The sequence below is a fragment of the Roseateles chitinivorans genome (assembly GCF_050632145.1).
GTDB lineage: Bacteria > Pseudomonadota > Gammaproteobacteria > Burkholderiales > Burkholderiaceae_C > Roseateles > Roseateles chitinivorans_B.
Map to the genome: position 1 here is coordinate 2,572,362 of NZ_CP192577.1, position 25,279 is coordinate 2,597,640.

A 25,279-nucleotide genomic window follows, 5' to 3' on the forward strand; every position below is an offset into this window, starting at 1 on the left:
TCGGCGGTGTCCTGCATCGGAAAAAGCTGCCGGCGCCTGTCCCTTCCACGGGGGATGACATCACGCGTGCGGCGCACCATCCTGAGGACCTGGAAAGGGGATGCCATGACCGAGCCAGGGCCGGGCCCACGGGAGGTGCCGGGGAAGACGGCAGGGAGGACGGCAGGGAAGGCGGCAGGGAAGGCGGCGGAGCGCGGGGCGCGTGGCGCGGACGACGGACCGGAAGCCGTCCACGCGTCCGGCCCGCCGGTGGCGGTCGTCGCCGTGCACGGCGTCGCGGACCAGGCGCCGGGCGACACGGTGCATGCGCTGGCGGCGCTGCTGACCGCGCGTCCACCGGCGCAGGTGCAGTACCGCGACGGGACCTGCGACTGCCTGCTGCTCCAGGTGCCGGTCCTCGAAGGCTGCGTGCCGGCCGCCTGCGATCCCGGGGAGCGGCCGTCGCCGATGACGGCGCTGCGGCAGTCGCTGCGATCGGACTTCCAGCGGACCGGCTGGATGGACGCCTCGGCGCAGGGAGACGGGCAGGACCGGGCGAAGGCCCTGCATTACCAGTCGACGATCCGGTCTGCGCATGCCGCCAAGGGCACGACCTCGCAGGCGCCGGGCGACCCGTTGAAGGGCGAGCCGGACCTGGGCATCGCCTTCACCGATTACCTGCTCTTCAAGGCGCAGCGCGGCCGGGCCGGGACCGACGCCGTGGAAAGCCAGCGGATCCGCATGACCCGCGAGGATCCCCAGGCCCGGACCACGCAGCAGGTGGACCTGCACGAGATGTACTGGGCCGACCTGTCGCGGCTGTCGAGCGCGCTGCCGAGCCTGCTCACCGAGCTGTTCACCATCCTGTTCCGGCTGTCCAAGCTGGCGCGGGACACGATCGACCAGGCGCGCCATGCCGCCGACGCGGCCGGGGCGCCCGCGGGCATCCGCCGCGGCTGGGCGCGGCTGTCCTGGCTGCAGACGGCGCTGGACTGGTCCTTCGCCCACCTGCTGTCCCACCTGTTCCTGCAGGCGCTGCTGCTGGGGACCTTCATCGTCGCGATGTCGGTGCTGAACGACGATCCGCGGGGCGAGACGGCGGAACGCGTCCGGACCCTGCTCGCCGTGGGCCTGCCGGCCCTGGGTTTCTGGTGGTTGATCTATCGCCATGTGCGATCGATGCCCGGGCGCGGCCTGCTGCTCCTGGCGGCGGCAGGCGCGGCGTTCTTGCTGAAGCTGCTGGCCGCCGCCTGGGTGCTGGGCCTCCTCGTGCTGGCCGCGCTCGCGCTGCTGTGCGACGCCGGCCTGACGCTCGCGGACCGGCGCTTCGTCGCGACGCGGCTGGTCGGTCGGGTCTTCCTGGCGGCGAGCCTCGTCACCATCGCGCTTGCCATGCTCGGCGTCCCGCCGGGGCAGGACCTCTGGATCTGGTGGACCGCCGCGGCGCTGCGCGCCTTCGAGCTGATGTTGATGGGCACCTATGTCTGGTGGATCGCCGCCGCGGCGTTGCTGGTGCCGTGGACCTGGTACGGCGTGCGGCAGGCCGGGCTCGGCGACGCGGCCCGGGCCAGCGTCGCGACGGCGCGGCTGGGGTTGTTCGTGTCCGTCACCTCGTTCACCGCCGTGGGCATGGTGATCTGGGCCGCCGGACATCAGGTGCTGGAGCGCGCGGCCGGCAAGTGGGGCTACCGGCCGTGGCTGTTCGACCTGCAGTTCGAGGTGGCCGCCGACACCTGGGGCTTCCAGCACCGCGCCGCCGACCTGGTGCGCGCGCTGCCGGCGGAGAGCTTCCTGACGCTGCGGTATGTCTACAGCACGGCGACCTTCTTCCTGGTGGCGATGCTGCTGCTGGCGCTGGTGGCCTACGTGCTGGTGTCGCTGCTGCCCAGCGTGCTGGCCGAGCTGCAGCGGGGCGTGGGGACCGCGGGCAACCTGGGACGCTGGCTGACCGGCGGCTACGAGCGGCTCGAGGATTTCATCGCGCTGCTCGCGATCGCGAGTGCGCTGGCCACGACCTACATCGGCGGCGTCTACCTGCTGGACCTGCTGCGCCTGGTGCCGCCGTTCACCGCAGCGGACCTGAAGCAGGCCATCACCGGCACCGGCTTCGCGTCCCAGTCGCTGCTGGCGCCGTTCGTGATCGGCTCGGTGTCGGCGATGGGCGCGTTGACGCTGTTCGGAAGAACGCTGTCCAAATATGCGCCCTGGCTGCGCGCGCCCCTGGACGCGATGCTGGACGTCGACAACTACCTGCGCGAGTTCCCGCGGAACGCGATCCCGCGCGCCCGCATCTTCGCGCGCTACGTCGCGCTGCTGGAGCACCTGAAGCGGGACGGCGCGTCGCGCGTGGTGATCGTGTCGCACAGCCAGGGCACGGTCATCACCGCGGACCTGCTGCGTTACCTGACCTACCGCGCGATGCGCGATCCGGCCAGCCGGGCCGGCCGGTTGGGGCAGTGGCTGCAGGACATCGAGGTCCACCTGTTCACCGCCGGCAGTCCGCTGCGCCAGCTCTACGCGGCGCGCTTCCCCGACCTCTACCACTGGGTCCGGACCGGGCCGTCGCTGGACGAGCTGGGGATCGACCGGTGGACCAACGCCTTTGCCGCCGGCGACTACGTCGGACGCTGGATCTGGGAGCCGGCGTCGCCGTCGGCCGAGCAGCAGCCCGGGTTCTACTCGGCGGGCGCGGCGATGCTCGACGTGCCACCCCGCAAGGATCTCTGCGTCGGCGCGGGCGCGCACACGCACTACTTCGATGTCGACAGCGCGCTGGTCGCGAAGTGCATCGACGAATTGATCCGTCCCTGAGCCCTGAACCCTGCGGCCCAACGCTTCAGCGGACCAGCGCCTCAGCGCCTCAGCGAATCAGCGCCGCCGGCGCCACCACAGCCAAGCGCCGGTGATGCCCATGCCGGACAGCACCAGGCCGAGCAGACCGGTGATCACGCGATTGGGGAGCCCGAAGAGCTCGCCCGCATGCAGCGGATAGATCCAGGCGGTGGAGCGCACGGCGAGGTCGAGGTCGTCCCAGCGCTGCTGGCCGAGCACGCGGCCGTCGACCGGATGCGCCCAGATCGAGGACAGCCCGTTCGGATGCGGATCGCCGGCGAGTTTGAAACGCAGGCGGATCGGTCGCGTGTCCGCGGCGCCCAGCTGGACGAAGCCGAGCATCGCGCCCGGCCAGCGCATGCGGGCCTCGGCGACGACCAGGTCCAGCGGCACGCGCTCACCCGCGGTCTTCTCGATCTTGGGCGGCTTGCTCGCGACGTCGCCGACCAGCGTGTTGAGCCAGCCGCCGATGGGCCGGTAGGCCATCCACGCGCCGCTGGCGACCGTCACGGCGATCAGCAGGCCCAGCACCGCGCCGCCGAAGCGGTGCAGGTCGAACAGGCTGCGGGTCGTGCCCTTGTCCAGCTTCAGCTTGAAGGCGTGTTTCCACTGCGCCGCGTTCATCGGCCACCACAGGATCAGGCCGGTGATCAGCAGCAGGAGGTAGGCCAGCGCGGTGAAGGCGAGCGTCGCCTTGCCGGTGTCGCCGAGCAGCAGCTCGCTGTGCAGCTCGAAGACGAGGTTGGCGACGCCTTCCGTCTCGCCGCGCCGGCCAAGCTCGGCGACGCTGACCGGGTCCAGGTAGACCGTGCCTGCCCAGCCCGGCGATCGCACCGCCACGCGCAGCGACTCGCCGTCTTCGCGGGGCGGGCGGATCGTCATCGTCGCCTTGGGGCCGAATTCATCGGTCACGCGGCGTCTCAGCGTCTCGAACGGCGTGCTCGACGCGACGACGGCCTGCGTCGCGTTGTGCGCGGGCGCCCGGAAGAGTTCCGGATGCATCGCCTCGTCGAGCGGTCGCAGCACGGTCATCAGAGAACCGAGCAGCGCCGCCGCCGCGAGCAGCATCCCCAGCGTCAACCCCATCCAGCGGTGCAGCCACATCCAGACGCGGCGCGCGGTCATCAGAGCCATGGTTCGTCGCTCCCGCGGTGCTGCGATCGGGCGGTCAGAAGTCGACCTTGGCGGTCAGGCGCAGCGTGCGCGGCGCGCCGACGCCCAGCAGGCTGTTGCCGGCGGTGCTCCAGTAGTTCTTGTCGGTCAGGTTGTCGACGTTGGCCTGCAGGTTGACGGCCTTGTCCATGACGCGGAACTGGTAGCGCGCGCCGATCGACAGCGTCTCGTACGCATCGACCCAGCCCTGGTTGAGGTTGTTCACCGCGCGCTTGCCGAAGTGGTACACGCCGGCGTTCAGCGACAGGCCCGGCACCATCGGCAGGCGGTACTCACCGAACAGGCTCAGCGTGTTCTTCGGCGTGTTCTCCGGCGACTGGCCCAGTTCGCCCGCGTTGGTGGTGCCGACCTTGGTGATCTCGGCGTCGAGCACCAGCGCGGAGGCCACGATCGCGAAGTCGCGGCCGATCTCGCCGCTGGCGGAGAACTCCAGGCCGCGATAGCGGGCCTCGCCGCCGATCTGGTAGACGCGGTTGATGATCGTCGTCAGCGCGCGGTCCGTCTGGAACACCGCCGTCTGCAGCAGCACCTCGCCCACACGCGCCTTCACGCCCAGCTCGCGCTGCTTGCTCACGGCCGGCGCCAGCACCTGGCCGGCGTTGTCGGTGGTCAGCGGCGCGGTGCCGGTCTCCTCCAGGCCGCGCAGCACGCTGCCGTAGACGCTCAGGTTCTTCATCGGCTTCCACATCACCGAGAAATTGGGCGTGACCTTGTCGGCGCGGTAGACGCTGGTCGGCGCGGTGGGGCTGGTCGCCTCGCTGCGGTAGACGGTCTTGCGCAGACCGGCCAGGAACTGCCACTGCTCGCCGACGGACACGCGGTCGAAGGCGTACAGGCCGCGGTCGTTGATCTCCGACGGGAAGCCGGCCTGGCGCAGCGTCGGGTTCAGCTGCGCGATGTCGACCGGCGCGTACAGGTTCTGCGGCGCGGTCGCCGTGCCGCTGATCCAGCCGGCGGACTCGCGCCGGTTGTAGGTCGTGCCCAGGGTCAGTTCATGCCCGACGCCGAAGGTGTCGAAACGGCCGATCGCCTCGACGCGGTGGTTGGTGTTGGTGTACTTCTGGCCCTTCAGCGTGTTGACGCTGGCGGTGCCGGCGCCGGTCTGCGGGTTGTAGTTGATGAAGGTCGTGTTGTTGCGGTCGCGTTCGGTCTGGGCGCGGCCGGTCTCGACGCTCAGCACCCAGTTCTCGCTCAGGCCGAAGTCGCCGCGCAGCAGCACGTTGTCGGCCTGTGCGTCGTAGCGGGCCCATTCGGGCGCGAGGTTGGTCTTGTTGTCCGGCACGCGCGGCAGCGTGATCACGCCGTTCACCGCGGCGGGCAGCTGGATGCCGGCCTGCTCGCTGGTGTTCTTGCGGTAGTGCTCGACGTCCAGCTTGAAGTTGGCCCAGGAGGTCGCGCGCCAGTCGGCGGCCAGGGTCAGCACGTCGCGATCGCCCTTGTAGCGGTCGATCCCGGTCTCTTCCTTGCTGGTCGCGGCGTTGACGCGGAGGCCCACGCTCTGGTCTTCGCCGAAGCGGCGGCCGATGTCCATGTGGACCTTGGCGCCGCCGTGGTCGTTGACGGTGGTCGTCAGCGACGTCACCGGCGTGGGGCCGGCGCGCTTGGTCACGAAGTTGACGATGCCCGACGGCGGCACCATGCCGTAGTACATCGACGACGCGCCCTTGAGGACCTCGACCTGCTCCTTGTTCTCGAGCGGGATGTCGATCAGGTTGACGACGGGCAGGTTGCCGTTGAGGCGGTAGTTGCTGCGGTTCTCGACAATGATCCCGCGGATGGAGAGGTTGTCGTAGGTGGAGCCGCTGACCTGCGAGCGGGTCACGCCGGCGGTGTTCTTCAGCGCGTCGAACAGGCCCTGCGCGGCCTGCGCGTCCAGCAGGTCGCGCGACATCACGCTGTTGGTCAGCGGCACGTCCAGCGGATCCTGGTCGCGGAAGGCGCCGACCCGCACCGTCTCCGCCGCGAAGGTCTTCTTGCGCACGCCGGTGACGACGACCTCGTCCAGCAGACGTTTCTGGGTGCCGTCGCCGGCGGCGGTCGACGCACCCGTCGAGGGCTTCGCGTCGGCGGCCGGCGCCTCGGCGGGCGCGGTCTGCGCCTGGACCGCAAGCGGCACCAGCAGCGCCAGGATGGACAGGGAAATCGGAGACAGGCGCGGCGCGGCGGCGCGGGAGGCGGTGTTGGACATGGTGTGGACCGGGAGAGACAGGGAGACGGGGGATCAGAAATTCGGCGTAACGCGATACGTTAGCAAATGCGAATGGTTCGCAATATTGTGGATGGGGCCTAGGGGGCGCTGGTCGCGCGAACCGCCCCGTTCGCAGGGGAATCGTCGCGACGCCACCACCCTTTTGGAGGTAGCGGTGGCGGAGGAACAGGTCCGATTGCTGCCAGACGGCGGCAGGAGCGCGGCCTAGCATCCGGCGTCTACCCACCGAGGAGGCCCGCCATGAGCACCCCGTCCACGACTGCTGATCACACCCCCGAGACATCGGTCGAGACCTTGGCCGCGAAGGCCGCCGCGTTGCGCGCGTTGCATGAACGGCCCGGCCCCTTCGTGATCGCGAACGCGTGGGACATCGCCTCGGCGCGCATGCTGGAGGCTGCGGGCTTCCCTGCGCTGGCGACTTCGAGCGCCGCGGCGGCCGAGGCCGTCGGCCGCCGCGACGGGCAGCTCACGCGCGACGAGACGCTCGCGCACATCCGGCTGCTGGCCGGTGCCACGCCGCTGCCGCTGAGCGCCGACCTGGGCAACGGCTTCGGTCATCGTCCCGAGGACTGCGCGCTGACGATCCGCCTCGCGGCGGAGGCGGGCGCGGTCGGCGGCTCCATCGAGGACTCGTCGAGCGAGGGCGGACCACCGATCCTGGACTTCGATCTCGCGGTCGAGCGCGTGGCCGCGGCGGTGGCGGCGGCCCGCGCGCTGCCGTTCCCCTTCCTGGTCACGGCGCGCTCGGAGAATTTCCTCCACGGCGTCGACGATCTGGACGACACGATCCGTCGCCTGCAGGCCTTCGAGCGCGCGGGCGCCGACGTGCTGTTCGCGCCGCTGCTGCCGGACCTCGACGCGGTGCGTCGGGTCTGCGCGTCGGTGAGCCGGCCGGTCAACTTCATGGCGGGCATCCCGGGGCGCTCGTTCACCGTGCGCGAGCTGGGCGACGCGGGCGTGAAGCGCGTCAGCCTGGCGATGTCGCTGTTCCGGCACGCGATGAAGGCCGCGCGCCTGGCCGCCGAGGAGATCCGCGATCACGGCAGCTTCGGGTATCTCGATCAGCGCTGAAGCCCCTGCGGGACGCACCGGGGAGAGAGGGAACGACACTTGCTCGCTTCGGCGCGCCGTTCCCCTCTCTACTGGAGTTTCCCGTGAAGCAGATGTTGTCCGTCCTGACCGTGTCGTCCGTGTTGTCCGTGTTGTCCGTTGCAGCGCTCGCGGCCTTCGCCCCGATCGCGCAGGCGCAGAGCGTCGAACCTGCCTCGGCCACGAAGACCGCGCCGTCCGTGCAGGACCTGCCGGTCTACGGCGCGCGTCTCGAAGGCTTCGACTACCCCCATCCGCAGCAGCGCTTCAAGCTGACTTCACAGCGGCAGGCGCTGGAGATGGTCTACATGGACGTCGCGCCGACCGGCCAGCCCAACGGCCGGACCGCGGTGCTGCTGCATGGCAAGAACTTCTGCGGCGCGACCTGGGAACAGACGATCAGCGTGCTCGCCGGCGCGGGCTACCGCGTCATCGCGCCGGACCAGATCGGTTTCTGCGCGTCGAGCAAACCGACCGGCTACCAGTTCAGCTTCAACCAGCTCGCGGCGAACACGCAGGCGCTGCTGCAGTCGCTGGGCATCGCGAAGGCGACGGTGATCGGCCACTCGATGGGCGGGATGCTCGCGATGCGCTTCGCGCTCGCGTATCCGACGCAGGTCGAGCAGCTCGTGGTCGTGAACCCGCTGGGCCTGGAGGACTGGCAGGCCGCCGGCGTGCCGTACGCGAGCATCGACCAGCTCTACGCGCAGGAACTCAAGACGACCGCGGAAACCATCAAGGCCTATCAGCTGCGCTTCTATTACAACGGCCAGTGGAAGCCGGCGTACGACCGCTGGGTGCGCATGTCCGCCGGCCAGTACGCGGGACCGGGGCGCGAGCAGGTCGCGTGGAACCAGGCGCAGACCTCCGAGATGATCTTCACCCAGCCGGTGGTGCAGGAACTGCCGCGGCTGCGGGTGCGCACGCTGCTGATGATCGGCGGCAAGGACCGCACCGCGCCCGGCGCGGCCCGCGCACCCAAGGAGATCGCGGAGACGCTGGGCGACTACGCGACGCTCGGCCGCTCGACGGCGAAGATGATTCCGGGGGCCTCGCTGATCGAGTTCCCGGCGCTGGGCCACTCGCCGCAGGTCGAGTCGCCGAAGGAGTTCCACGAGGCGCTGCTCAAGGGGTTGAGCGCGCGGTGAGCGCGCGATGAGCGGTCGATGAAGCGCAGGTCGGCAAGGCCCGGTTCGGCAGGGCGCAGCGATGCGCCCCCGCGCCCCCGCGCGCGTCCGTCGATCCGGACCGTGCTCAGTCCTTGAGCGTCACGATCTCCTCGGCGATCGTCGGATGCAGCGCGACGGTGGCGCGGAAGTGTTGCCAGGTCGCGCCGGCGATCAGCGCGACCGCGATGAACTGGATCATCTCGGCGACACCTTCGCCGAGCAGATGGACGCCGAGGACCCGGTCCGTCGGACGGTCGACCAGCACTTTCACGAAGACCTGGTCCGGTGAGCCGCCGAAGGCCAGCGTCATCGCCCGGAAGGTCGTCGTCAGCACCCGGAGGTCCGGGTGGCGCGCCCGGGCGGCCTGCTCGGTCAGGCCGACGACACCGATCTCCGGGCTGGTGAAGACGGCGGTCGGGACGGTTTCATGGTCGAGCACCGGGACGTCCAACCCGCCGAAGAGGCGGTCGGCATAGGCCTGTCCTTCGCGGATCGCCACCGGCGTGAGGTTCAGCCGGTCGGTGACGTCGCCGATGGCATGGATGGACGGAATGTTCGTCTGGCCCAGCGCGTCGACGACGATGGCGCCCCGATCGTCCATCGCCACGCCGACGGCCTGCAACCCCAGGTTGTCCGTGTTGGCGCGGCGGCCCACCGCCAGCAGGACCGCATCGACGTCCAGCCGCGATCCCGTCGAGGTCGTCACGACGAGGCCGGAGGCCCCCTTGTCGATGCGGGCGAGCTCCTGCCCGAGGTGCAGACGGATGCCTTGCTGCGTCATGTGACGCGCCAGCACCGTCGCGATGTCCTCGTCGAAATCGCCCAGCAGCCGCGGGCCGCGGACGACCTGGTCCACCTCGCTGCCCAGTCCGCGGAAGATGCCGGCGAACTCCACCGCGATGTAGCCGCCGCCGACGACCAGCACCCGCCGCGGCAGCGCGTCCAGATGGAAGGCCTCGTCCGAGGTGATGGCGAACTCCTTCCCCGGGATGTCCAGCGTCGCGGGCCGACCCCCGGTGGCGATGAGCACGCGCGCCGCGGTCAGTCGGCGGTCGCCGCCGTCGAGCTGCACCGTGTGGGCATCGACGAGCCGCGCATGCGCATGGAAGGTCTGGACGCCGACGCCCTGCAGGTTGCGCTCGTAGACATCCTCGAGCCGGTCGATCTCCGTGTCCTTGTGCGCGATCAGCCGCCGCCAGTCCAGGTCGGCGACCTCGGCCGCCCAGCCGTAGCCCCGGGCCGACGCTGCGGACCGCGGAAACCGGCTGGCCTGCACCAGCAGCTTCTTCGGCACGCAGCCGCGGTGGACGCAGGTGCCGCCGTAGTTGGCGCTCTCCACGATCGCGACGCGCGCGCCGTGCTGGGCCGCGACGCGGGCGGCCCGCACGCCGCCGGAACCGCCGCCGACCACCACGAGATCAAAATCGAAGGGACTCACGTCGGGTACTCCTTGTCGGCCGGGTTGGCGGGGACGCCACGCTCGCCGGCCGTCGACACGATGGGGGCGATGGCGCCCGTCTTGAGATAGGCCATGAGGCCCTCGTCGCCCGCGCGAAGGTCGGCGTACTCGCCACCCGGCAGGCGCAGCCAGCTTTGTGGCGGGAGCGTCCGATCGCCCCAGCGCAGTCCACCCCGCAGGACGAAGATCTCGGCGCCGTCGACATGGCGCGGCAGCAGGACGGCGCCAGCGGTGATCTCGATGAGATCGACCGTCTCGTCGCCGTGCCGATGCAGCGCACAGACGCTGCGTCCGTCCCCCTGCGTCCAGTTGGCGGGATCCTGTGTGTTCACGCGGACGATCGTCGCATCGTCCGGCGACATCTGCCGGAGCTTGACCAGGATCAGGGCGCCTTCCACGCTGCGCGGCCGATGGGCGGAGCCCGGCGGATTGCGGAGGTAGCACCCGGCCGGATAGTCGCCGGTCTCATCCGAGAAGGTCCCCTCCAGGACGAGGATCTCCTCGCCGCCGGGATGAGCGTGAGTCGGGAAGTCCGACGCCCGGTCATAGCGCACCAGGCTGGTCGCCCGAGCCTGCTCGGCACCGACGCGGTCCAGCATCACGCGCGACACGCCACGCTGCGGCGACGGTATCCACCGATGGTCGTCCGGCGTGACGAGGGCGGGTCTGTCGAAATCGGCATTCACAAGCATGCGGGGCTCTGCTGGGTCGTGAGCCGCGCCTCAGCGCGGCCCGATGCAACGATCTTCGCCTTCGCCAGCGATTCCCGCAAAGCGGATATTCTTTCGGGACCGCAAAGAAAAACTTCTCCAGCACGATGAAGTCGCCCATCTTCCTGAACGCCCTGAAGGCCTTCGAGGCCGCGGCCCGGCACGGCAGCTTCTCGGCGGCGAGCGCCGAACTGAACGTCACGCCGGCGGCCGTCGGGCAGCTGGTGCGCGGTCTGGAGGACTGGCTGGGCGCGCCGCTCTTCCTGCGTGCGGCCAGCGGTCGCGCGCGGCTGGTCCCCACCGATGCGGCCCGTCGCGCGCTGCCCGACATCCAAGCCGGGTTCGACAAGCTGGCCTTGGGCATGGAAATCCTGCGCGACGCCTCGCATTCGGGCGTGCTGACGGTGACGATCAGCCCCGCGTTCGCGGCGAAGTGGCTGCTGCCACGCATCGAGCGCTTCCAGGCGGCGTGGCCGGACACGGATGTCCGCCTCGAGACGAGCCACAAGTCCGTCGACTTCCTCGCGCAGGGGATCGACATCGGGGTGCGCTACGGCGCGGGCGCATGGCCGGGCCTGACCGCCGAGAAGCTGCTGGACGAGGAGATGTACCCGGTCTGCTCGCCCGACTACGCGCGTCGGCATCCGCTGGCCGCGCCGCGGGATCTGGCGGGCGCAGCGTTGATCCATGACCTGTCGCTGGAGGGCGTCGACGGGGCCACCTCGTGGGACGACTGGCTCAGGCAGGCGGGTGTGCCGTCGGGGGCCCGCAAGCGCGGACTGCGCATCAACAACGCCGCCGCCGTCCTCCAGGCCGCGAGCGAAGGGCAGGGCGTGGCGCTGGCCCGCGGCGTCATGGCGCAGGACGATCTGGCCGCGGGTCGCCTGGTCCGGTTGTTCCCCACGATCGCCTGCCGCTCCGCGCTGGCCTACTTCATCGTCTATCGGGCCGAATGCGCCGCGTCGCCGCGGCTGCAGGCGTTCCGGGATTGGTTGCTCGCCGAAGCGGCCCGCTTCTCCAAGCCCGCCAGCTCCACCAAGGCGACCAAGGCCGCCAAGCTCGCCAAGCCTGCCCGTCAACGATGAGACCTCCGGCGTCGCGCGTTCAGCCGACCGGCAGATTGCTCGTCACCGTCTTCAGCGCCGGCGCATGCGCCTTCTTGCGGAACAGCTGCGCCGGCCGGTGGCTGCCGCCGCTGGTGAACGCGCCGGGGATCTCCTCGATCACGTCGAGCTCGTCGATGCGGCGGCGGAAGCCGCGCTTGTCGAGTTCCGCGTCGAGCACCTGCTCGTAGGTGCGCTGCAATTCGCCGAGCGTGAACTCGGCCGGCATCAGGTGCACCGGCAGCGACGAGTACAGCGTCTTCGATCGCACGCGCTCGACCGCCGTGCGCAGGATCTGCGCGTGGTCGAAGGGCAGGGACCGCAGGCTGTCGACGGCGGCCCAGCGGAAGCGCTCGCCGAGGCCGGCGTCCACGTCGACCGGCACGACCGCGTAATAGCTCACCGACAAGGACCACCCGCGCGAGTCGCGATGCATGCCCGAGAAGGTCTTCAGTTGCTCCAGATAGGGCGAGACGAGGCCGGCCTTCTCGCGCAGGATGCGGGCGGCGGCATCGTCGGCGTCCTGGTCGGTGTCCGTGTGCACCCATCCACCGGGCAGCGTCCAGGCGCCGGGCGCCGGCTCCCGGTCCCGCTGGACCAGACCCGCCTGCAGCACGCCCTCGCGCAGCGTGAGCAGCACGATGTCGACGGTGACGATGGGGCGTTCGAAATCCACTGCTCTTCTTCTTAGTGCGGAAAGGCACGAATTATGGGCGGCAAGGATGCCGTGCGTCAAACCGTCGCATTGAACGCATCCTGGAATCATTGACGCACCGCGCAACACCTCGTTGCAAGAGGAGTGGATCCAGATTTTCGAGACTTAGTGCAAACAAGCACGAAGTGAGCTATGCTGGCGCCACGACATGACAAAGACGGAATCGGAGTTTTCATGACCACCCCACGCATCCAGCCCCTGCAACTGCTGATCGTCGATCCGCAGAACGACTTCTGCGACATCCCCGGCGCGACGTTGCCGGTGACCGGCGCCGATGCGGACATGAAGCGCCTGGCCGCGCTGGTGGATCAGGCAGGCGGCGCGATCGCCGACATCGTCGTGACGCTGGACTCGCACGCGGTGTATGCGATCGAGCGGCCGGCGTTCTGGCAGGTGCCCGGCGACGACGGCACCGGCGAGGCGCCCCAGCCGGTCGCTCCGTTCACGCAGATCAAGGCCGAGGACGTCCGCGCCGGCCGCTTCGCCCCGCGCGACGCCGCGCTGCGCGAACCGGTGCTGGCCTACCTGGACGCGCTCGAGGCCAGCCCGAAGAAGTACATCCTGATGGTCTGGCCGACGCACTGCGTCGTCGGCACCTGGGGCCACAACGTCCATGCCGAGCTGGCCGCCGCGCTGGGGCGCTGGGAAGCCGCGCGGCTGCGCACGGTGGAGAAGGTGCTCAAGGGCCAGAACCCGATGACCGAGCAGTACAGCGCCGTGCGCGCCGAGGTCCCGATCGCATCGGACCCGCGCACCCAGACCAACCGCGCCTTGGTCGACCGCATCGTCGACTTCCCGGGGCTGACCTTCATCGCCGGGGAAGCCAGCAGCCACTGCGTCGCCGCGACGGCGGAGGACCTCTTCGGCGAGATGAGCGCCGAGCGGCTCGGACGGGTCGTGCTGATCGAGGATGCGATGAGCCCCGTCGGCGGCTTCGAGGCGGGCGCGAGCGCCTTCGTCGAGCGCGCCCGCGCGCTTGGCGTCCGGACGATGACCGCGGCGCAGGCGCTCGGCCTGCTGTCGGCCTGAGCGGAGCGACGTCATGAACGACACCCCCGTCATCCGCTCGCTGCTCGAGACCGACCTCTACAAGTTCACGATGTGGCAGACGCTGCTGCATGCGTTCCCCGCCAATGACGCCGAGTACCGCTTCGTCTGCCGCAACACGCCGGCCTTCCCGCTGAGCGAGCTCAGCGATGCGGTGAACCGCGAACTGGACCACCTCTGCACGCTGAGCTTCAGCGATGAGGAACTGGCCTACCTCGGCGGCCTGCGATTCATGAAGTCCGACTTCATCGACTTCCTGCGGATCTTCCGCTTCCAGCGCCGCTTCATCGAGGCCCGGCCGGGCGAGGGCGCCGAAGCGGGTCAGCTGGTGATCGTCGCCCAGGGACCGCAGGTCCACGTGATGGCGTTCGAGATCTTCGTGCTCGCCATCGTCAACGAGCTCTACTTCCGCCGACTCTGCGCCGGCCGCGAGGACGAGGTGCTGGCCGAAGGCCGCGCCCGGCTCGCCGCGAAGACGGTCCGGTTGCGCGAGTACGCCGCCGCAGTGCCCGGCACGCTCGGCGACGAGGCTTATCCGTTCGAGTTCTTCGACTTCGGGCTGCGCCGCCGCTTCTCCGGCGACTGGCACGACGAGGTGGTCGCCACGCTCAAGCGCGAGATCCCGTCGGTGTTCAAGGGCACGTCCAACGTCGAGCTGGCCCGCCGCCACGGCCTGATCCCGATCGGCACGATGGCGCATGAGTACCTGCAGACCTACCAGGCGGTGGGCGTGCAGCTGCGCTTGTCCCAGAAGGCCGCGCTGGAGGGCTGGGTGCAGGAGTTCCGCGGGGACCTCGGCATCGCGCTGACCGACGTGATCGGCATGGACGCGTTCCTCGCCGACTTCGACCTGTACTTCGCCAAGCTCTTCGACGGACTGCGGCACGACAGCGGCGATCCGGTCGTCTGGGGCGAGAAGGCGCTGGCGCATTACGCGAAGCTGCGCATCGACCCGTTCACCAAGCGCCTGGTCTTCAGCGATGGCCTGAACTGCGACGAGGCGTTCCGGTTGCACACGCATTTCGCGCCACGCGTGCCGGTGGGCTTCGGCATCGGGACCCACCTCAGCAACGACCTCGGACCGAAGCCGCTGAACATCGTCATGAAGCTGATCCGCTGCAACGGCCAGTCGGTCGCCAAGCTCTCGGACGCGCCCGGCAAGACGCTGTGCGACGACCAGACCTTCCTCGACTACCTGCGGCAGGTGTTCCGCGTCACCGCCTGACGAGTCATTGAATGAACCGGCGGCGGGCGACGCCGCCGTCCAGCCAAGGAGCGAGTCATGCTCAAGATCACCCTGGCGCAGATCAACCCGACGATCGGCGACCTCGACGGCAACCTCGCGTTGCACCTGGATGCGGCGCGGCAGGCGCGACACGACGGCGCGGACCTGGTCGTCTTCCCCGAACTCTCGCTGACCGGCTACTACCCGGCCGACCTGCTCGACGACGAGGACTTCCGCCAGCGACTGGACCGCGCGATGACCGCGCTGCTCGCGGCGACGCGCGAGGTCGGCTCGCTGCACTGGGTCGTCGGCGCGCCCACGCGCAATCCCGGCGCCGGCAAGGCCTTCCGCAACTCGCTGCTCGTGATCCGCGACGGCGAGGTGCTGCTCGAGTGCCACAAGCAGCTGCTGCCGACCTACAACGTCTTCGACGAGCGCCGCCACTTCGAGCCGGGCCCCGATGTCGCGCGCGTGTTGCGCATCGGCGGCACGCAGGTCGGTTTCATGATCTGCGAGGACGGCTGGAACGACGACGGCAAGGACTACGCGGTCAACCCGTTCCAGCGCCTGGCCGACGCGGCGCCGGACCTGATCGTCTCGATCAACGCGAGCCCGAGCAACATCGGCAAGCGCGAGCAGCGCCACGCCGTGTTCCGCGCGGCCTGCTGGCGGCATCGCCTGCCGCTGGTGTTCGTGAACCAGGTCGGCGGTCACGACCAGCTGGTCTACGACGGCGCGTCCTTCGCGATCGAGCCGGAGCCGGGCGTGGTCTTCGAGGCCGAACGCTTCGAGTCCCACGTCGTCACGCTGCGCTTCGAGACGGATCGGGGCCTCTTCTCCTCCCGGGACGGCGGTGCGCTGCCACCGGCCAGCGCGGGCCTCGACACGATGGCGTTCTACCGCCGGCAGATCGTGCTCGGCCTGCGCGACTACGCGCGGCGCTGCGGCTTCGAGCGCGTCGTCGTCGGGGCCTCCGGCGGCATCGACTCGGCGCTGACGCTGGCCCTCGCCGTCGAGGCGCTCGGCGCCGACCAGGTCTCGGCGATCACGATGCCGTCGCGCTTCTCGTCGTCCGGCAGCGTCGACGATTCGAAGGCGCTGTGCGCCAACCTCGGCATCCCGCTCGATACCTGTCCGATCGAGGACATCGTCCGCCAGGTCGGTGACTCGATGGCGGCCAGCACGCTGGCGCTGCGGCCGTCCGGCCTGGCGCTGGAGAACCTGCAGGCGCGCATCCGCGGGACGCTGCTGATGACGGTGTCCAACGCGCAGGGGCACCTGCTGCTGACGACCGGCAACAAGAGCGAGATCGCCGTCGGCTACTGCACCCTCTACGGCGACACGAACGGCGGCCTGGGATTGATCGGCGACCTCTACAAGACGGAAGTCTTCGCGCTGAGCCGCCACCTCAACGAGACGGCGGGCCGGGAGATCATCCCGGTGGCCATCATCGACAAGCCGCCCAGCGCCGAACTCGCGCCGGACCAGCGCGACACCGACAGCCTGCCGCCCTACGAGGTACTGGACGAGGTGTTGAAGGTGCTGATCGAAGGCGAGCGTCTCTCCGACGACGAACGCACCGCCGCCGAGGCCGCGGTCGCCGCGCTGCGCGGGAGCGACGAAGGTCAGGCGCTGGTCGCGCGGATCAAGGGCATGATCGCCCGCAATGAATACAAGCGCCGCCAGGCCCCGCCGATCGTGCGGCTGCGGGCGCGGGCCTTCGGCAGCGGGCGGCAGTTGCCGATCGCGGCGAAGCACTATTGAGAACCGGAAGGACCTTCATGACTCGCAAGACCGTCGCCGTCGTGGTCGGCCGCTGGCAGCTGGTGCACCTCGGGCAGGAGGCGCTGTTCCAGGCCGCCTTCGGCCTCGCCGACGAGGTGATCGCGGTGCTGGGCTCCTCGTACAAGGCGCGCGATCCGCGCAACCCCTTCGTCCATGACGAGCGTCGCCAGATGCTGCTGGCCAACCTGACGCCGGAGCAGCAGCAGCGGCTGCACGTGCTGCCGGTGCGCGACTACTTCGACGACAGGCGCTGGAACGCGGCCGTGACGATGGGCGTGCGCGCCATCGCCGGCGAGGACGCGGACATCGTGCTGGTCGGCCACCAGAAGGACCACACCAGCTACTACCTCAACAACTTCCCGCGCTGGCGGCAGCAGCTGGTGGAACGGCTGGCCGACGTCGACGCGACGGCGATGCGCCAGGTGTTCTTCGAGGCCGACGATCCGGACGCCGCGCTGACGGTGATGACGCCTTACGTCAGCGCGCCGGTGCGGGCCTGGCTGCAGGCCTGGAGCCGTCTGCCGGAATACCGCAGGCGCAAGGCCGAACATGCGGCCATCGCGAGCTATCGCAGGAAGTACACGGCGGTCGCCTACATGACGGGCGACGCGGTGGTGACGGTCGGCGACCACGTGCTGCTGGTGCGGCGCAAGGGGCCGTTCGGCGAGGACCTCTGGGCGGTGCCCGGCGGCCACCTCGACCGCGGCGAGAAGCTGGTCGCCTGCGCGGTCCGCGAGCTGATCGAGGAGACGCGTTTCCCGCTGCTGCCGGCGTCGATCCTGGCGGCGCTGCACGGTGTCGAGACCTTCGAGGATCCCTTGCGGAGCGCGCGTGGCCGCCTGATCACGATGGCGCACCACTTCAAGTTCGGCGAGATGGGCACGCTGCCCGAGGTCGTCGGCAGCGACGACGTCAAGGAGGCGCGCTGGTTCCACCGCGACGAGCTGCCGGCGATGGAGTCGCAGCTGTTCGAGGACCACTTCGTGATGCTCGACCATTTCCTCAACATCATCGAAGGCTGACCGACGCGGCCCCGCTCGGGGCGCCTCGCGTTGTTGCAAATCCTCGCCATAGCGCTGCTATGGCTCCGGTTTGCGCCTAGCGGCGCACCCCGATCGGGGCCGCGTCGGCTACAGCGGGAGGCCGACGTAGTTCTCGGCGAGCGCCCGCTGCGCGGCGTCGGAGGCGAGCACATAGTCCAGCTCGGCGGCCTGGAGCTTCGCCTGGAACGCGGGCTCCTGGTCGAAGTTGTGCATCAGGCTGGTCAACCACCAGGAGAAGCGCTCCGCCTTCCACACACGGGCGAGGCAGCGTGCGGAGTAGTGGTCCAGGCCGGCGTCGCTGCCCTCGAGGTAGTGCTCGATCAGCGCCTGCGACAGGTAGCGCACGTCGGACGCCGCGAGGTTGAGTCCCTTCGCGCCAGTCGGCGGCACGATGTGCGCCGCATCGCCCGCGAGGAACAGCCGGCCGAAGCGCATCGGCTCCGCCACGAAGCTGCGCAGCGGCGCGACGCTCTTCTCCAGCGACGGGCCGGTGACCAGCGACCCTGCCGCCTCGGGATCGAGACGTGCGCGCAGCTCGTCCCAGAAGCGGTCGTCGCTCCAGTCCTCGACGCGTTCGGTCGACGGCACCTGCAGGTAGTAGCGGCTGCGCGTCGCCGACCGCATGCTGCACAGGCTGAAGCCGCGCGCGTGGCGGCTGTAGATCAGTTCCTCGGACACGGGCGGCGTGTCGCTCAGCAGGCCGAGCCAGCCGAACGGATAGACCTTCTCGTAAAGCTGGATCGCGCCCGCGGGCACGCTGGCGCGGCAGACGCCGTGGAAGCCGTCGCAGCCGGCGATGAAGTCGGCCGTGATCTCCATCGGCTCGCCGCGGACGATGCAATGCGCGCGGGGCGTCGAGGTGTCGAAACCGTCGATGCGGACGTCCGCCGCCTCGTACAACGTGATCAGGCCGGCCGCCGAGCGCGCGCTCATCAAGTCGCGGGTCACCTCGGTCTGCCCGTACACCAACACCGTCCGACCGCCGGCGAGCGCGCGCAGGTCGATGCGATGCCGCACGCCGCCGACCGCCAACTCGAAGCCGTCGTGCACCAGGCCCTCCGCCCGCATCCGTTGACCGACACCGGCCTCGTCCATCAGGTCGGCCGTGCCCTGTTCGAGCACGCCGGCCCGGATGCGCGACAGCACGTGTTCGTCGCTCTGGCGTTCGACGATGACGGTGTCGAGGCCGGCGCGGTGCAGCAATTGGCCGAGCAGCAGTCCCGCCGGTCCGGCGCCGACGATGAGCACCTGGGTGCGTAAGGTCTTCATGGCACGGAGCCTAGGGTTCGAGCGTCCGGCGGTGAATGGACGACTCCGGCTTGCACTTGCACAATCCGAACCCATGGTTACCGACCCCGTGTCTCGTCGATCGTCCCGTCGTCAGGGGCCGACGCCGGTGTACTCCCTCTACGGCGAGGACGGCCGATCGCCGGCCCTGGATGGACTGCATCTGGAGTCGATCGCCGACCGCAGCCGCTTGCACAATTGGGAGATCCAGCCCCATCGCCACGGCGCACTGGTGCAGCTGCTGCTGATCGAACGCGGACGCGTCACCGTCCGCATGGATGACGAGGAGCGCGTGCTGCGTGCGCCGGCGCTGGTCTGGGTACCGGCGTTGGCGGTGCACGGCTTCCGCTTCGCGCCGGAGACGGAAGGTCTGGTGGTCACGCTGGACCAGGGTCGCCTGCGGGACCTGCTCGACCATCTGCCCGAGCTGCTGGAGAGCCTGTCCGAGCCGCGGCTGGTCGCACTCGATCGCGGCGCGACGGTGACGCGCGCGTTGTTCGCCGTGGGCCACGGCCTGCGGGAGGACTACGCGGGCGCCGGTGCCTGGCGGGCTCCGGCGCTGGATCACGCGGTCGCCTTGCTGGCGACGCAGGCCGCGCGCTTCGGAGCGTCGGATGGGGCATCACACGGGAACGCGCACGCGCCCGGAGACGGCCGCGCGCTGCAACACCTGACCCGCTACCGCGACCAGGTGGAGCGCCACTTCCGCCGCCAGCCCGCAGTGGCAGCACTCGCCGAGCCGCTGGGCATCACGCCGACGCAACTCAACCGCCTGTGCCGGCGGCATCTGCAGTGCTCAGCGCTGGCGGTGCTGCACCAGCGTGTCCTGCTCGAGGCCAAACGCGAGCTCGGCTACACCAACCTGATGGTGCGTCAGATCGCCGACGGACTCGGTTTCGCCGACCCGGCGTACTTCACGCGGTTCTTCCTGCGGCACACGGGGAAGTCGCCGAGCGCATGGCGGGAGGCGCGTCCAGGATACTGATCCGGGCGTTACAGCGCCTGGCTCCACCGCACCTGCACGAAGTTCTGTCCCGGGTTCGGCCGCGCGATGTTGCCGTTGGAGAAGTGCTGGAAGCGCAGCGACCATTCGCCGGCCTTCGGTCCGAAGAGCAGTCCGCCGACGGCGAGGTGGTCGCCGAAATTGAACGCGGTGCTGAAGCGTTTCTCGGTCGTGTGGAACACCGGCGAGACGATGTTCAGGCCGATGCCGGCCTCGACGTGGAAGCGGCTCTCGCCGGGCCAGGTCAGCCGCAGCGCGGGCGTGAGCCCCACGTGCCAGTAGGCCTTGTGGTCGTAGCGTGCGTCGCGGTCGAGGTACCAGCGACCGACCTGCGAGGTCGTGACGATGTTCAGCGTCTTGTCGCCCCAGTGGCGTTCGAAGCCGGTCAGCCAGGCCAGGCCGGCGTCGATCGACTGCACCTTGTCATAGGCGCCGACCTGCAGGAAGAAGCGGTTGGGTCGCCACGACGAGTTGTCGGAGGCGTTGTCCTGCGCATGCGCGGACAGCGCGGGCAGGACAGTGAGCGCGGAGATCAGCGCGGCGAGCGCCAGCCGCGGTGCGCGTCGGCGCACCGCGATGAGGGTCAGGTCATTCATGTTGTCGGACTCCTAGAAGTCCGACATCGGCAACGGCCGTGCCTATCCGGCTTGCAGTCGCGATCACCAGGCCCGTTGTGCGGGCCCGGTCAGCGGGTCTGGTTCGCGGGCCGGTTTAAAGGCCGAGCTCGCTCAGGCCCGCATGATCGTCCGGACGCCGTCCCAGCGGCCAATGGAACTTGCGGTCCGCGGCCTTGATCGGCTGGTCGTTGATGCTGGCGTGGCGGTGCGTCATCAGGCCCTGCGCGTCGAACTCCCAGTTCTCGTTGCCGTGGCTGCGGAACCAGTTGCCGGCGTCGTCATGCCACTCGTAGACGAAGCGCACGGCGATGCGGTTGCCTTCGAAAGCCCACAGCTCCTTGATCAGGCGGTAGTCCAGCTCGCGGGTCCACTTGCGTTCCAGCAGCGCCTGCGCTTCGGCCCGGCCTTGCGGGAACTCGGCCCGGTTGCGCCACTTGGTATCCGGGCTGTAGGCCAGCACGATGCGCGCCGGGTCGCGGCTGTTCCAGCCGTCCTCGGCCAGGCGGATCTTCTGGATCGCGGTCTCGCGGGTGAACGGGGGCAGGGGCGGGCGGGTGTCCATGGTCGGGGTCCTTTCGTCGAAGGAAGGTCGGTAAAGACCGGGCTGCCGATCGATCGAGGAATGGAACGGCCGACCGGTACATGTAGACAAGTCTGTCTACTTCGGTCGGATTCTGGCGGATGTAGACAGGTCTGTCTACAATGATCGGATGGACGACACCAACGGCAGCGTGGACATCGGCGAGCTGCCCGCCCGCGAGCGCATCCTGCGCACCGCCCACGACCTGTTCTATGCCGAGGGCATCCGCGCCACCGGCATCGACCGCGTGATCGCCGCATCGGGCGTCACCAAGGTCACCTTCTACCGGCACTTCCCGAGCAAGAACGACCTGATCCTGGCCTACCTCGAACTGCGGCACGGGCGGTGGATGGATTGGTTCAATGGCGCGCTCGAGCGCCATGGCGGCGCTGCGAAGGGCGCTGGCGCGCTGGTGCCGACGATGGCCGAGTGGTTCGGCGGTCAGGCGCTGGGGGAGTTCCGCGGGTGCGCCTTCCTGAACGGCGTCGGCGAGATGGGGCCGGCATTGCCGGAAATCGTCGAGGTCACGCGACGCCACAAGCAGGACATGACCGACGCGATCGCCGGGTTGCTGCCCGCATCGCGGCAGCGCAGGAAGATCGCCGCGGCCTTGTCCGTCGCGGTCGACGGGGCGATCGTGCAGGCGCAGTACGCGCCGGATCCTGCGCCGGTGCTGAAGAGCCTGCAGATGGTGGTGGACCTGGCGGCCGGCAGCGGCGTCTGACCCGGCAGCGTCCGATCCGGCCTCGGCGTGCGGGCCTCGCCCGCCGCGCCCCACTTCGAGGGGAAACGCGGAAGCGTCGAGGCAAACCCGCGCCTACGCTCCATCGGCCGCGGGTGTCCATCAGCTTGCCAGGGGCGCGCCGCGTCGGACAACTCAACCTCGAAGGAGACCGCGATGGACCGACGTTCCCTGCTCAACACTTCGGCCGCGATGGCTGCTGGCGCCGTGGCTGGCTGCGCATTGCCCGGCCAGGCCGACACGACGGCCGCGGCGGCGAAGACGCCGTTCGCCGTCCCCCAGACGACGATCCCCATCGTCGGCAGCGACCAGCGTTTCCCGGTGCGCCGCATCTACTGCATTGGCCGCAACTACGCGGCGCATGCGCGCGAGATGGGCAGCGACCCCACGCGCGAGCCGCCATTCTTCTTCCAGAAGCCGGCCGACGCGATCCAGAACGTCGCGCCGGGCACCGTCGCCGATCACCCCTACCCGACGCTGACGAAGAACTACCACTACGAATGCGAACTGGTGGCCGCGCTGAGCAGGGGCGGCCGGGACATCCCGACGGAGCAGGCGCTCGACCTCGTGTTCGGCTATGCGATCGGCCTGGACACGACGCGCCGCGACCTGCAGCGCGGCATGGGCGACCAGAAGAAGCCGTGGGAGATCGGCAAGAGCTTCGACCAGTCGGCGCCCATCGGTCCGATCCATCCGGTCGCGCGGCTGGGTGGTCATCCGTCCAAGGGGGCGATCTGGCTCAAGGTCAACGGCCAGACCAAGCAGGACGCGGACCTCGGCCAGATGATCTGGAGCGTCGCCGAGCAGATCGCGCAGTTGTCGCGGGCCTTCGAACTCAAGCCGGGCGACATCATCTACAGCGGCACGCCGGAGAACGTGGGCCCGGTCGTCAAGGGCGACGTCATCGACTGCCACATCGACGGCCTGCCCAACCTGGGCCTCCGGATCGTCTGAAGCGCTACCTCCGAGGAGGGGTTGCCTCATTCCGCAGCATTGCAAGCAATTCCCTGCCGCGACAAGCACTTGCAGCATCCTTGCCCGGGCAGCCAACAGACTTGTCCACAGAGGTCGTGGACAGTCTGGCCACCCGGTGCACAACCGGTGGGCACTGTGAGCAACTGCGGGGAGGGAACGAACTTTGCTCACCGTACCTGGCGGCGGCGTCAAGGCCGTCCGGTCGCCAACCGCCCACGCTTCCAGGGTGCCTTGTTTTGGAGCACTGAAAGCTTTTGCTTTATAAAACAACAGCTTGAATCGCCCCTGCAGAGGCAGCCAACAGACTTTTCCACAGTTCGCAGGGACAGTCTGACGGCTCGCGAAACGGGAATCGGATAGCCCGTTCGGATCGATGCCTCATTTCGCGGCACTGAAATGAATTCCGTGAGGAATCAACGGCTTGCAGCATCCCTGCCCGTTGAGCCAACAGAGTTGTCCACAGAAGCCGTGGACAGTGTCAGGGCAGCGAGGCGGGGAGGGTGAGCCGGGCTTCGAGTCCCCCGTCGGTCCTGTTGTGGAGGGACAGGCGTCCCCCCATGGCGGTAGCCAATTGCAACGCGATCGCCAGACCCAGGCCGGTGCCGCCGGTGTCGCGGTTGCGTGAGGTCTCCAGCCGGTGGAACGGTTTGAAGACGGCCTGCAGCTGCGCTTCGGGAATGCCGGGTCCCCGGTCCAGCACCGCGATCGTCAGGCGAGGGGTCGGGTCTTGCGCGCCGCTGCGCGTCACCCGGATCTCCGCCTGGCCGCCGAACGCCAGGGCGTTGTCGACCAGGTTGACCAGGATGCGCCTCAGCGCCTGCGGCTGCGCCATGATCGGCGACCCGGCTTGGCCGGAGAGCGTCACCGCCTCGCCGGCGTCCTCGTAGTCCCCGACGATGCTCGCCAGCAGCGCATCGGCGTCCAGCCGCGCCGGCACCTCCGAGGTGCCGTGCAGCGTGCGCGCGTAGGTCACCCCTTCGCGGACCAGCACATGCATCGCGTTGAGGTCGTGGTGGAACTTGCCGCGCAGCGCCTCGTCGCTCATCAGGTCGGCACGCAGGCGCATGCGGGTGATCGGCGTCTGCAGGTCGTGCGAGATCGCGGCCAGGATCTCCACCCGTTCCGCCGTGTAGCCGGCGATGCGCTGCTGCATCGCGTTGAAGGCGCGCGCGGCGTGGGCGACTTCGGCCGGGCCCTCCTCGGGGATCAGCGTCGGCGACAGGTCCGGACCGAGGTCGTCCGCGGCCGCCGCGAGCGTCTTCAGCGGACGCGTCACCAGTCGCACCACCATCCAGCTGCACACCGCCAGCACGATGAGCTGCGCGCCCAGCACCCACATCACCCACTCGGGGATGGGCATGTCGACGCGTTGCGCGTGCACCGTCACCGCCGAGCCGTCGTTGAGACGCACCAGCAGTTGATAGCGCCTGGCGCCGAGCTGCACGGCGCGTTCGATGCGGAAGGGCTGCATCGCCTGCGTCAGCGCGTCGACGAACGGGCCGTTGAAGTCGTTCCGTTGCACCGGTCCGGCCTGGGGATCGATCTCGTCGGCGAGCGCGAAGCGGTAGTTCGGTCGCTCCAGGCGCTTCAGCCAGGCGCCGCGTTCGGCGACCGGCAATCGGTCCAGCACGGCGATCCCGGTGGCGATGTCGCGCTCCACGCCCGACATCATCAGCGTGCGCAAGGCCATCGAGCGCTCCTGCCGGATCGCGACGTAGGCCATCGCCTGCGCGATCGCGATGCCGAACACCATCAGCCAGAACACGCGCGCGAAGAGCGTGCGCGGCCCGAAGCGACGCGGCGATGCGGACGAGCGGCTCATGCGCCCTCGGCCGCCAGCGCGCGCTGGAGGAAGTCCAGGCGGTCCTGGCCCCAGAACAGCTCACCGTCGATGACGTAGCTCGGCGCGCCGAACAGGGCTGCGTCGATCGCGCGCTGCGTGTTGGCGTCGTACTGCGCGCCGATGTCGTCGGCGGTGGAACGGACCAGGCGCTCGGCAGCCAATCCTTGTTCGCCGAGGATCGCGGTCAGCGTGGCGTCGTCGGCGATGTCGCGCTGCTGCTCCCAGACTGCGCGCAGCAGCGCGCCGGTCAGGCGCATCGCCGCTTCCGCGCCGTCGGCCTGGTCGACCGCGATGATCAAGCGCGCGGCCTTGTGCGGCTGGACCGGGAAGCAGGCCGGCTCGACGTTCATCGGCAGCCCGAGGTGCTGCGAGAAGCGCCGCAGCTCCAGCAGGCGATAGGCCTGACGCTGCGGGGGACGCTGCGCCAGGGGCAGCCCGCCGGAGACGGCGAACAGCTTGATCAGGTCGATCGGGATCAGCCGCACGGTGGCGCCGGCCTCGCGCGCGATGGCGTCGAAGCGCTCGTGGCCGAGATAGGTCCAGGGGCTGATCGGGGCGAAGAAGTAATCGATGACGCGGCTCACGAGGGTCTCCGAAGCGGGGGAGGGCGGCGAAGGCCGCAGGCCGGTTTATAGGTCCGGGCGCCGCGCTTGTGGGCGCCTTTGTATTGGCGTGTATCCGTGTCCCGCACCGG

Annotated in this window: 21 protein-coding genes; 11 read left to right on the forward strand and 10 right to left on the reverse strand. The window is 69.6% G+C overall.

Annotation, left to right across the window (positions count from 1 at the left end):
- The first annotated feature begins 105 nt into the window (after window positions 1-105).
- The gene (locus ACQ86G_RS11795; protein WP_431260727.1) at window positions 106-2,790 is read left to right on the forward strand and encodes a hypothetical protein; all 2,685 of its coding nucleotides are present in this window, start codon (window positions 106-108) and stop codon (window positions 2,788-2,790) included.
- Window positions 2,791-2,847: 57 nt separating this feature from the next.
- Here the strand turns inward: ACQ86G_RS11795 and ACQ86G_RS11800 are convergent, their stop codons facing one another.
- Both ACQ86G_RS11800 and ACQ86G_RS11805 read right to left on the reverse strand, forming a co-directional pair.
- Window positions 2,848-3,945 (reverse strand): PepSY-associated TM helix domain-containing protein, encoded by a 1,098-nt coding sequence (locus ACQ86G_RS11800; RefSeq protein WP_431260728.1) that lies wholly within the window; start codon window positions 3,943-3,945, stop codon window positions 2,848-2,850.
- A gap of 34 nt (window positions 3,946-3,979) precedes the next feature.
- The gene (locus ACQ86G_RS11805) at window positions 3,980-6,172 is read right to left on the reverse strand and encodes a TonB-dependent siderophore receptor (RefSeq protein WP_431260729.1); all 2,193 of its coding nucleotides are present in this window, start codon (window positions 6,170-6,172) and stop codon (window positions 3,980-3,982) included.
- 261 nt (window positions 6,173-6,433) lie between these two features.
- On the opposite strand from ACQ86G_RS11805, the gene ACQ86G_RS11810 reads away from it, so the two are divergent.
- On the forward strand, window positions 6,434-7,264 hold the full coding sequence (locus ACQ86G_RS11810; RefSeq protein WP_431260730.1) for an isocitrate lyase/PEP mutase family protein: 831 nt from the start codon (window positions 6,434-6,436) through the stop codon (window positions 7,262-7,264).
- Between the two features lie 92 nt (window positions 7,265-7,356).
- Complete coding sequence (locus ACQ86G_RS11815; protein WP_431261387.1) at window positions 7,357-8,430, forward strand: alpha/beta fold hydrolase; 1,074 nt, start codon at window positions 7,357-7,359, stop codon at window positions 8,428-8,430.
- Window positions 8,431-8,536: 106 nt separating this feature from the next.
- Here ACQ86G_RS11815 and gorA read toward each other — a convergent pair whose 3' ends face one another.
- Both gorA and ACQ86G_RS11825 read right to left on the reverse strand, forming a co-directional pair.
- Window positions 8,537-9,889: a glutathione-disulfide reductase gene (gorA, locus tag ACQ86G_RS11820; protein WP_431260731.1), complete on the reverse strand. Its 1,353-nt coding sequence runs from the start codon at window positions 9,887-9,889 to the stop codon at window positions 8,537-8,539.
- Window positions 9,886-10,602 carry a cupin domain-containing protein gene (locus ACQ86G_RS11825; RefSeq protein WP_431260732.1) on the reverse strand — a complete coding sequence of 239 codons (717 nt, stop codon included), beginning with the start codon at window positions 10,600-10,602 and terminating at the stop codon, window positions 9,886-9,888. The genes gorA and ACQ86G_RS11825 overlap by 4 nt, the downstream gene beginning before the upstream one ends.
- A gap of 125 nt (window positions 10,603-10,727) precedes the next feature.
- On the opposite strand from ACQ86G_RS11825, the gene gcvA reads away from it, so the two are divergent.
- The gene (gcvA, locus tag ACQ86G_RS11830; RefSeq protein ID WP_431260733.1) at window positions 10,728-11,705 is read left to right on the forward strand and encodes a transcriptional regulator GcvA; all 978 of its coding nucleotides are present in this window, start codon (window positions 10,728-10,730) and stop codon (window positions 11,703-11,705) included.
- A 19-nt stretch (window positions 11,706-11,724) separates the two neighbouring features.
- On the opposite strand, the gene ACQ86G_RS11835 is transcribed toward gcvA, so the two are convergent.
- Window positions 11,725-12,399, reverse strand: coding sequence for an NUDIX hydrolase (locus tag ACQ86G_RS11835; RefSeq protein ID WP_431260734.1), 675 nt, complete (start codon window positions 12,397-12,399; stop codon window positions 11,725-11,727).
- Window positions 12,400-12,612: 213 nt separating this feature from the next.
- Here ACQ86G_RS11835 and ACQ86G_RS11840 point away from each other — a divergent pair, with 213 nt between their 5' ends.
- From ACQ86G_RS11840 to ACQ86G_RS11855, 4 genes are read left to right on the forward strand one after another with little or no spacing between them, the layout of a single operon-like run.
- Window positions 12,613-13,467, forward strand: coding sequence for a cysteine hydrolase (locus ACQ86G_RS11840; protein WP_431260735.1), 855 nt, complete (start codon window positions 12,613-12,615; stop codon window positions 13,465-13,467).
- 13 nt (window positions 13,468-13,480) lie between these two features.
- Window positions 13,481-14,710 carry a nicotinate phosphoribosyltransferase gene (gene pncB / locus ACQ86G_RS11845; RefSeq protein WP_431260736.1) on the forward strand — a complete coding sequence of 410 codons (1,230 nt, stop codon included), beginning with the start codon at window positions 13,481-13,483 and terminating at the stop codon, window positions 14,708-14,710.
- A 57-nt stretch (window positions 14,711-14,767) separates the two neighbouring features.
- Window positions 14,768-16,474: an NAD+ synthase gene (locus ACQ86G_RS11850; protein WP_431260737.1), complete on the forward strand. Its 1,707-nt coding sequence runs from the start codon at window positions 14,768-14,770 to the stop codon at window positions 16,472-16,474.
- A 17-nt stretch (window positions 16,475-16,491) separates the two neighbouring features.
- Entirely contained in the window at window positions 16,492-17,517 is a 1,026-nt protein-coding gene (locus ACQ86G_RS11855) for an NUDIX domain-containing protein (protein ID WP_431260738.1), read from the forward strand.
- 108 nt (window positions 17,518-17,625) lie between these two features.
- On the opposite strand, the gene pobA is transcribed toward ACQ86G_RS11855, so the two are convergent.
- Entirely contained in the window at window positions 17,626-18,807 is a 1,182-nt protein-coding gene (gene pobA / locus ACQ86G_RS11860; RefSeq protein ID WP_431260739.1) for a 4-hydroxybenzoate 3-monooxygenase, read from the reverse strand.
- Between the two features lie 73 nt (window positions 18,808-18,880).
- On the opposite strand from pobA, the gene ACQ86G_RS11865 reads away from it, so the two are divergent.
- Window positions 18,881-19,810 carry a helix-turn-helix domain-containing protein gene (locus ACQ86G_RS11865; RefSeq protein ID WP_431260740.1) on the forward strand — a complete coding sequence of 310 codons (930 nt, stop codon included), beginning with the start codon at window positions 18,881-18,883 and terminating at the stop codon, window positions 19,808-19,810.
- Between the two features lie 8 nt (window positions 19,811-19,818).
- Here ACQ86G_RS11865 and ACQ86G_RS11870 read toward each other — a convergent pair whose 3' ends face one another.
- Window positions 19,819-20,424, reverse strand: a complete 606-nt coding sequence (locus ACQ86G_RS11870) for an acyloxyacyl hydrolase (RefSeq protein ID WP_431260741.1) — start codon at window positions 20,422-20,424, stop codon at window positions 19,819-19,821.
- 115 nt (window positions 20,425-20,539) lie between these two features.
- Window positions 20,540-21,007: a DUF1348 family protein gene (locus ACQ86G_RS11875; RefSeq protein ID WP_431260742.1), complete on the reverse strand. Its 468-nt coding sequence runs from the start codon at window positions 21,005-21,007 to the stop codon at window positions 20,540-20,542.
- A 148-nt stretch (window positions 21,008-21,155) separates the two neighbouring features.
- Between ACQ86G_RS11875 and ACQ86G_RS11880 the strand changes: the two genes are divergently transcribed.
- Both ACQ86G_RS11880 and ACQ86G_RS11885 read left to right on the forward strand, forming a co-directional pair.
- Window positions 21,156-21,749 carry a TetR/AcrR family transcriptional regulator gene (locus ACQ86G_RS11880; protein WP_431260743.1) on the forward strand — a complete coding sequence of 198 codons (594 nt, stop codon included), beginning with the start codon at window positions 21,156-21,158 and terminating at the stop codon, window positions 21,747-21,749.
- 174 nt (window positions 21,750-21,923) lie between these two features.
- Window positions 21,924-22,721 carry a fumarylacetoacetate hydrolase family protein gene (locus tag ACQ86G_RS11885; RefSeq protein WP_431260744.1) on the forward strand — a complete coding sequence of 266 codons (798 nt, stop codon included), beginning with the start codon at window positions 21,924-21,926 and terminating at the stop codon, window positions 22,719-22,721.
- Between the two features lie 499 nt (window positions 22,722-23,220).
- Here ACQ86G_RS11885 and ACQ86G_RS11890 read toward each other — a convergent pair whose 3' ends face one another.
- Together ACQ86G_RS11890 and ACQ86G_RS11895 are read right to left on the reverse strand one after the other, a co-directional pair.
- A complete protein-coding gene (locus tag ACQ86G_RS11890) occupies window positions 23,221-24,564 on the reverse strand; it encodes an ATP-binding protein (protein WP_431260745.1) in 1,344 nt (447 codons plus the stop codon).
- Window positions 24,561-25,169, reverse strand: a complete 609-nt coding sequence (locus tag ACQ86G_RS11895) for a 2-hydroxychromene-2-carboxylate isomerase (protein WP_431260746.1) — start codon at window positions 25,167-25,169, stop codon at window positions 24,561-24,563. Before ACQ86G_RS11895 ends, ACQ86G_RS11890 begins: the two co-directional genes overlap by 4 nt.
- Window positions 25,170-25,279: the final 110 nt, after the last annotated feature.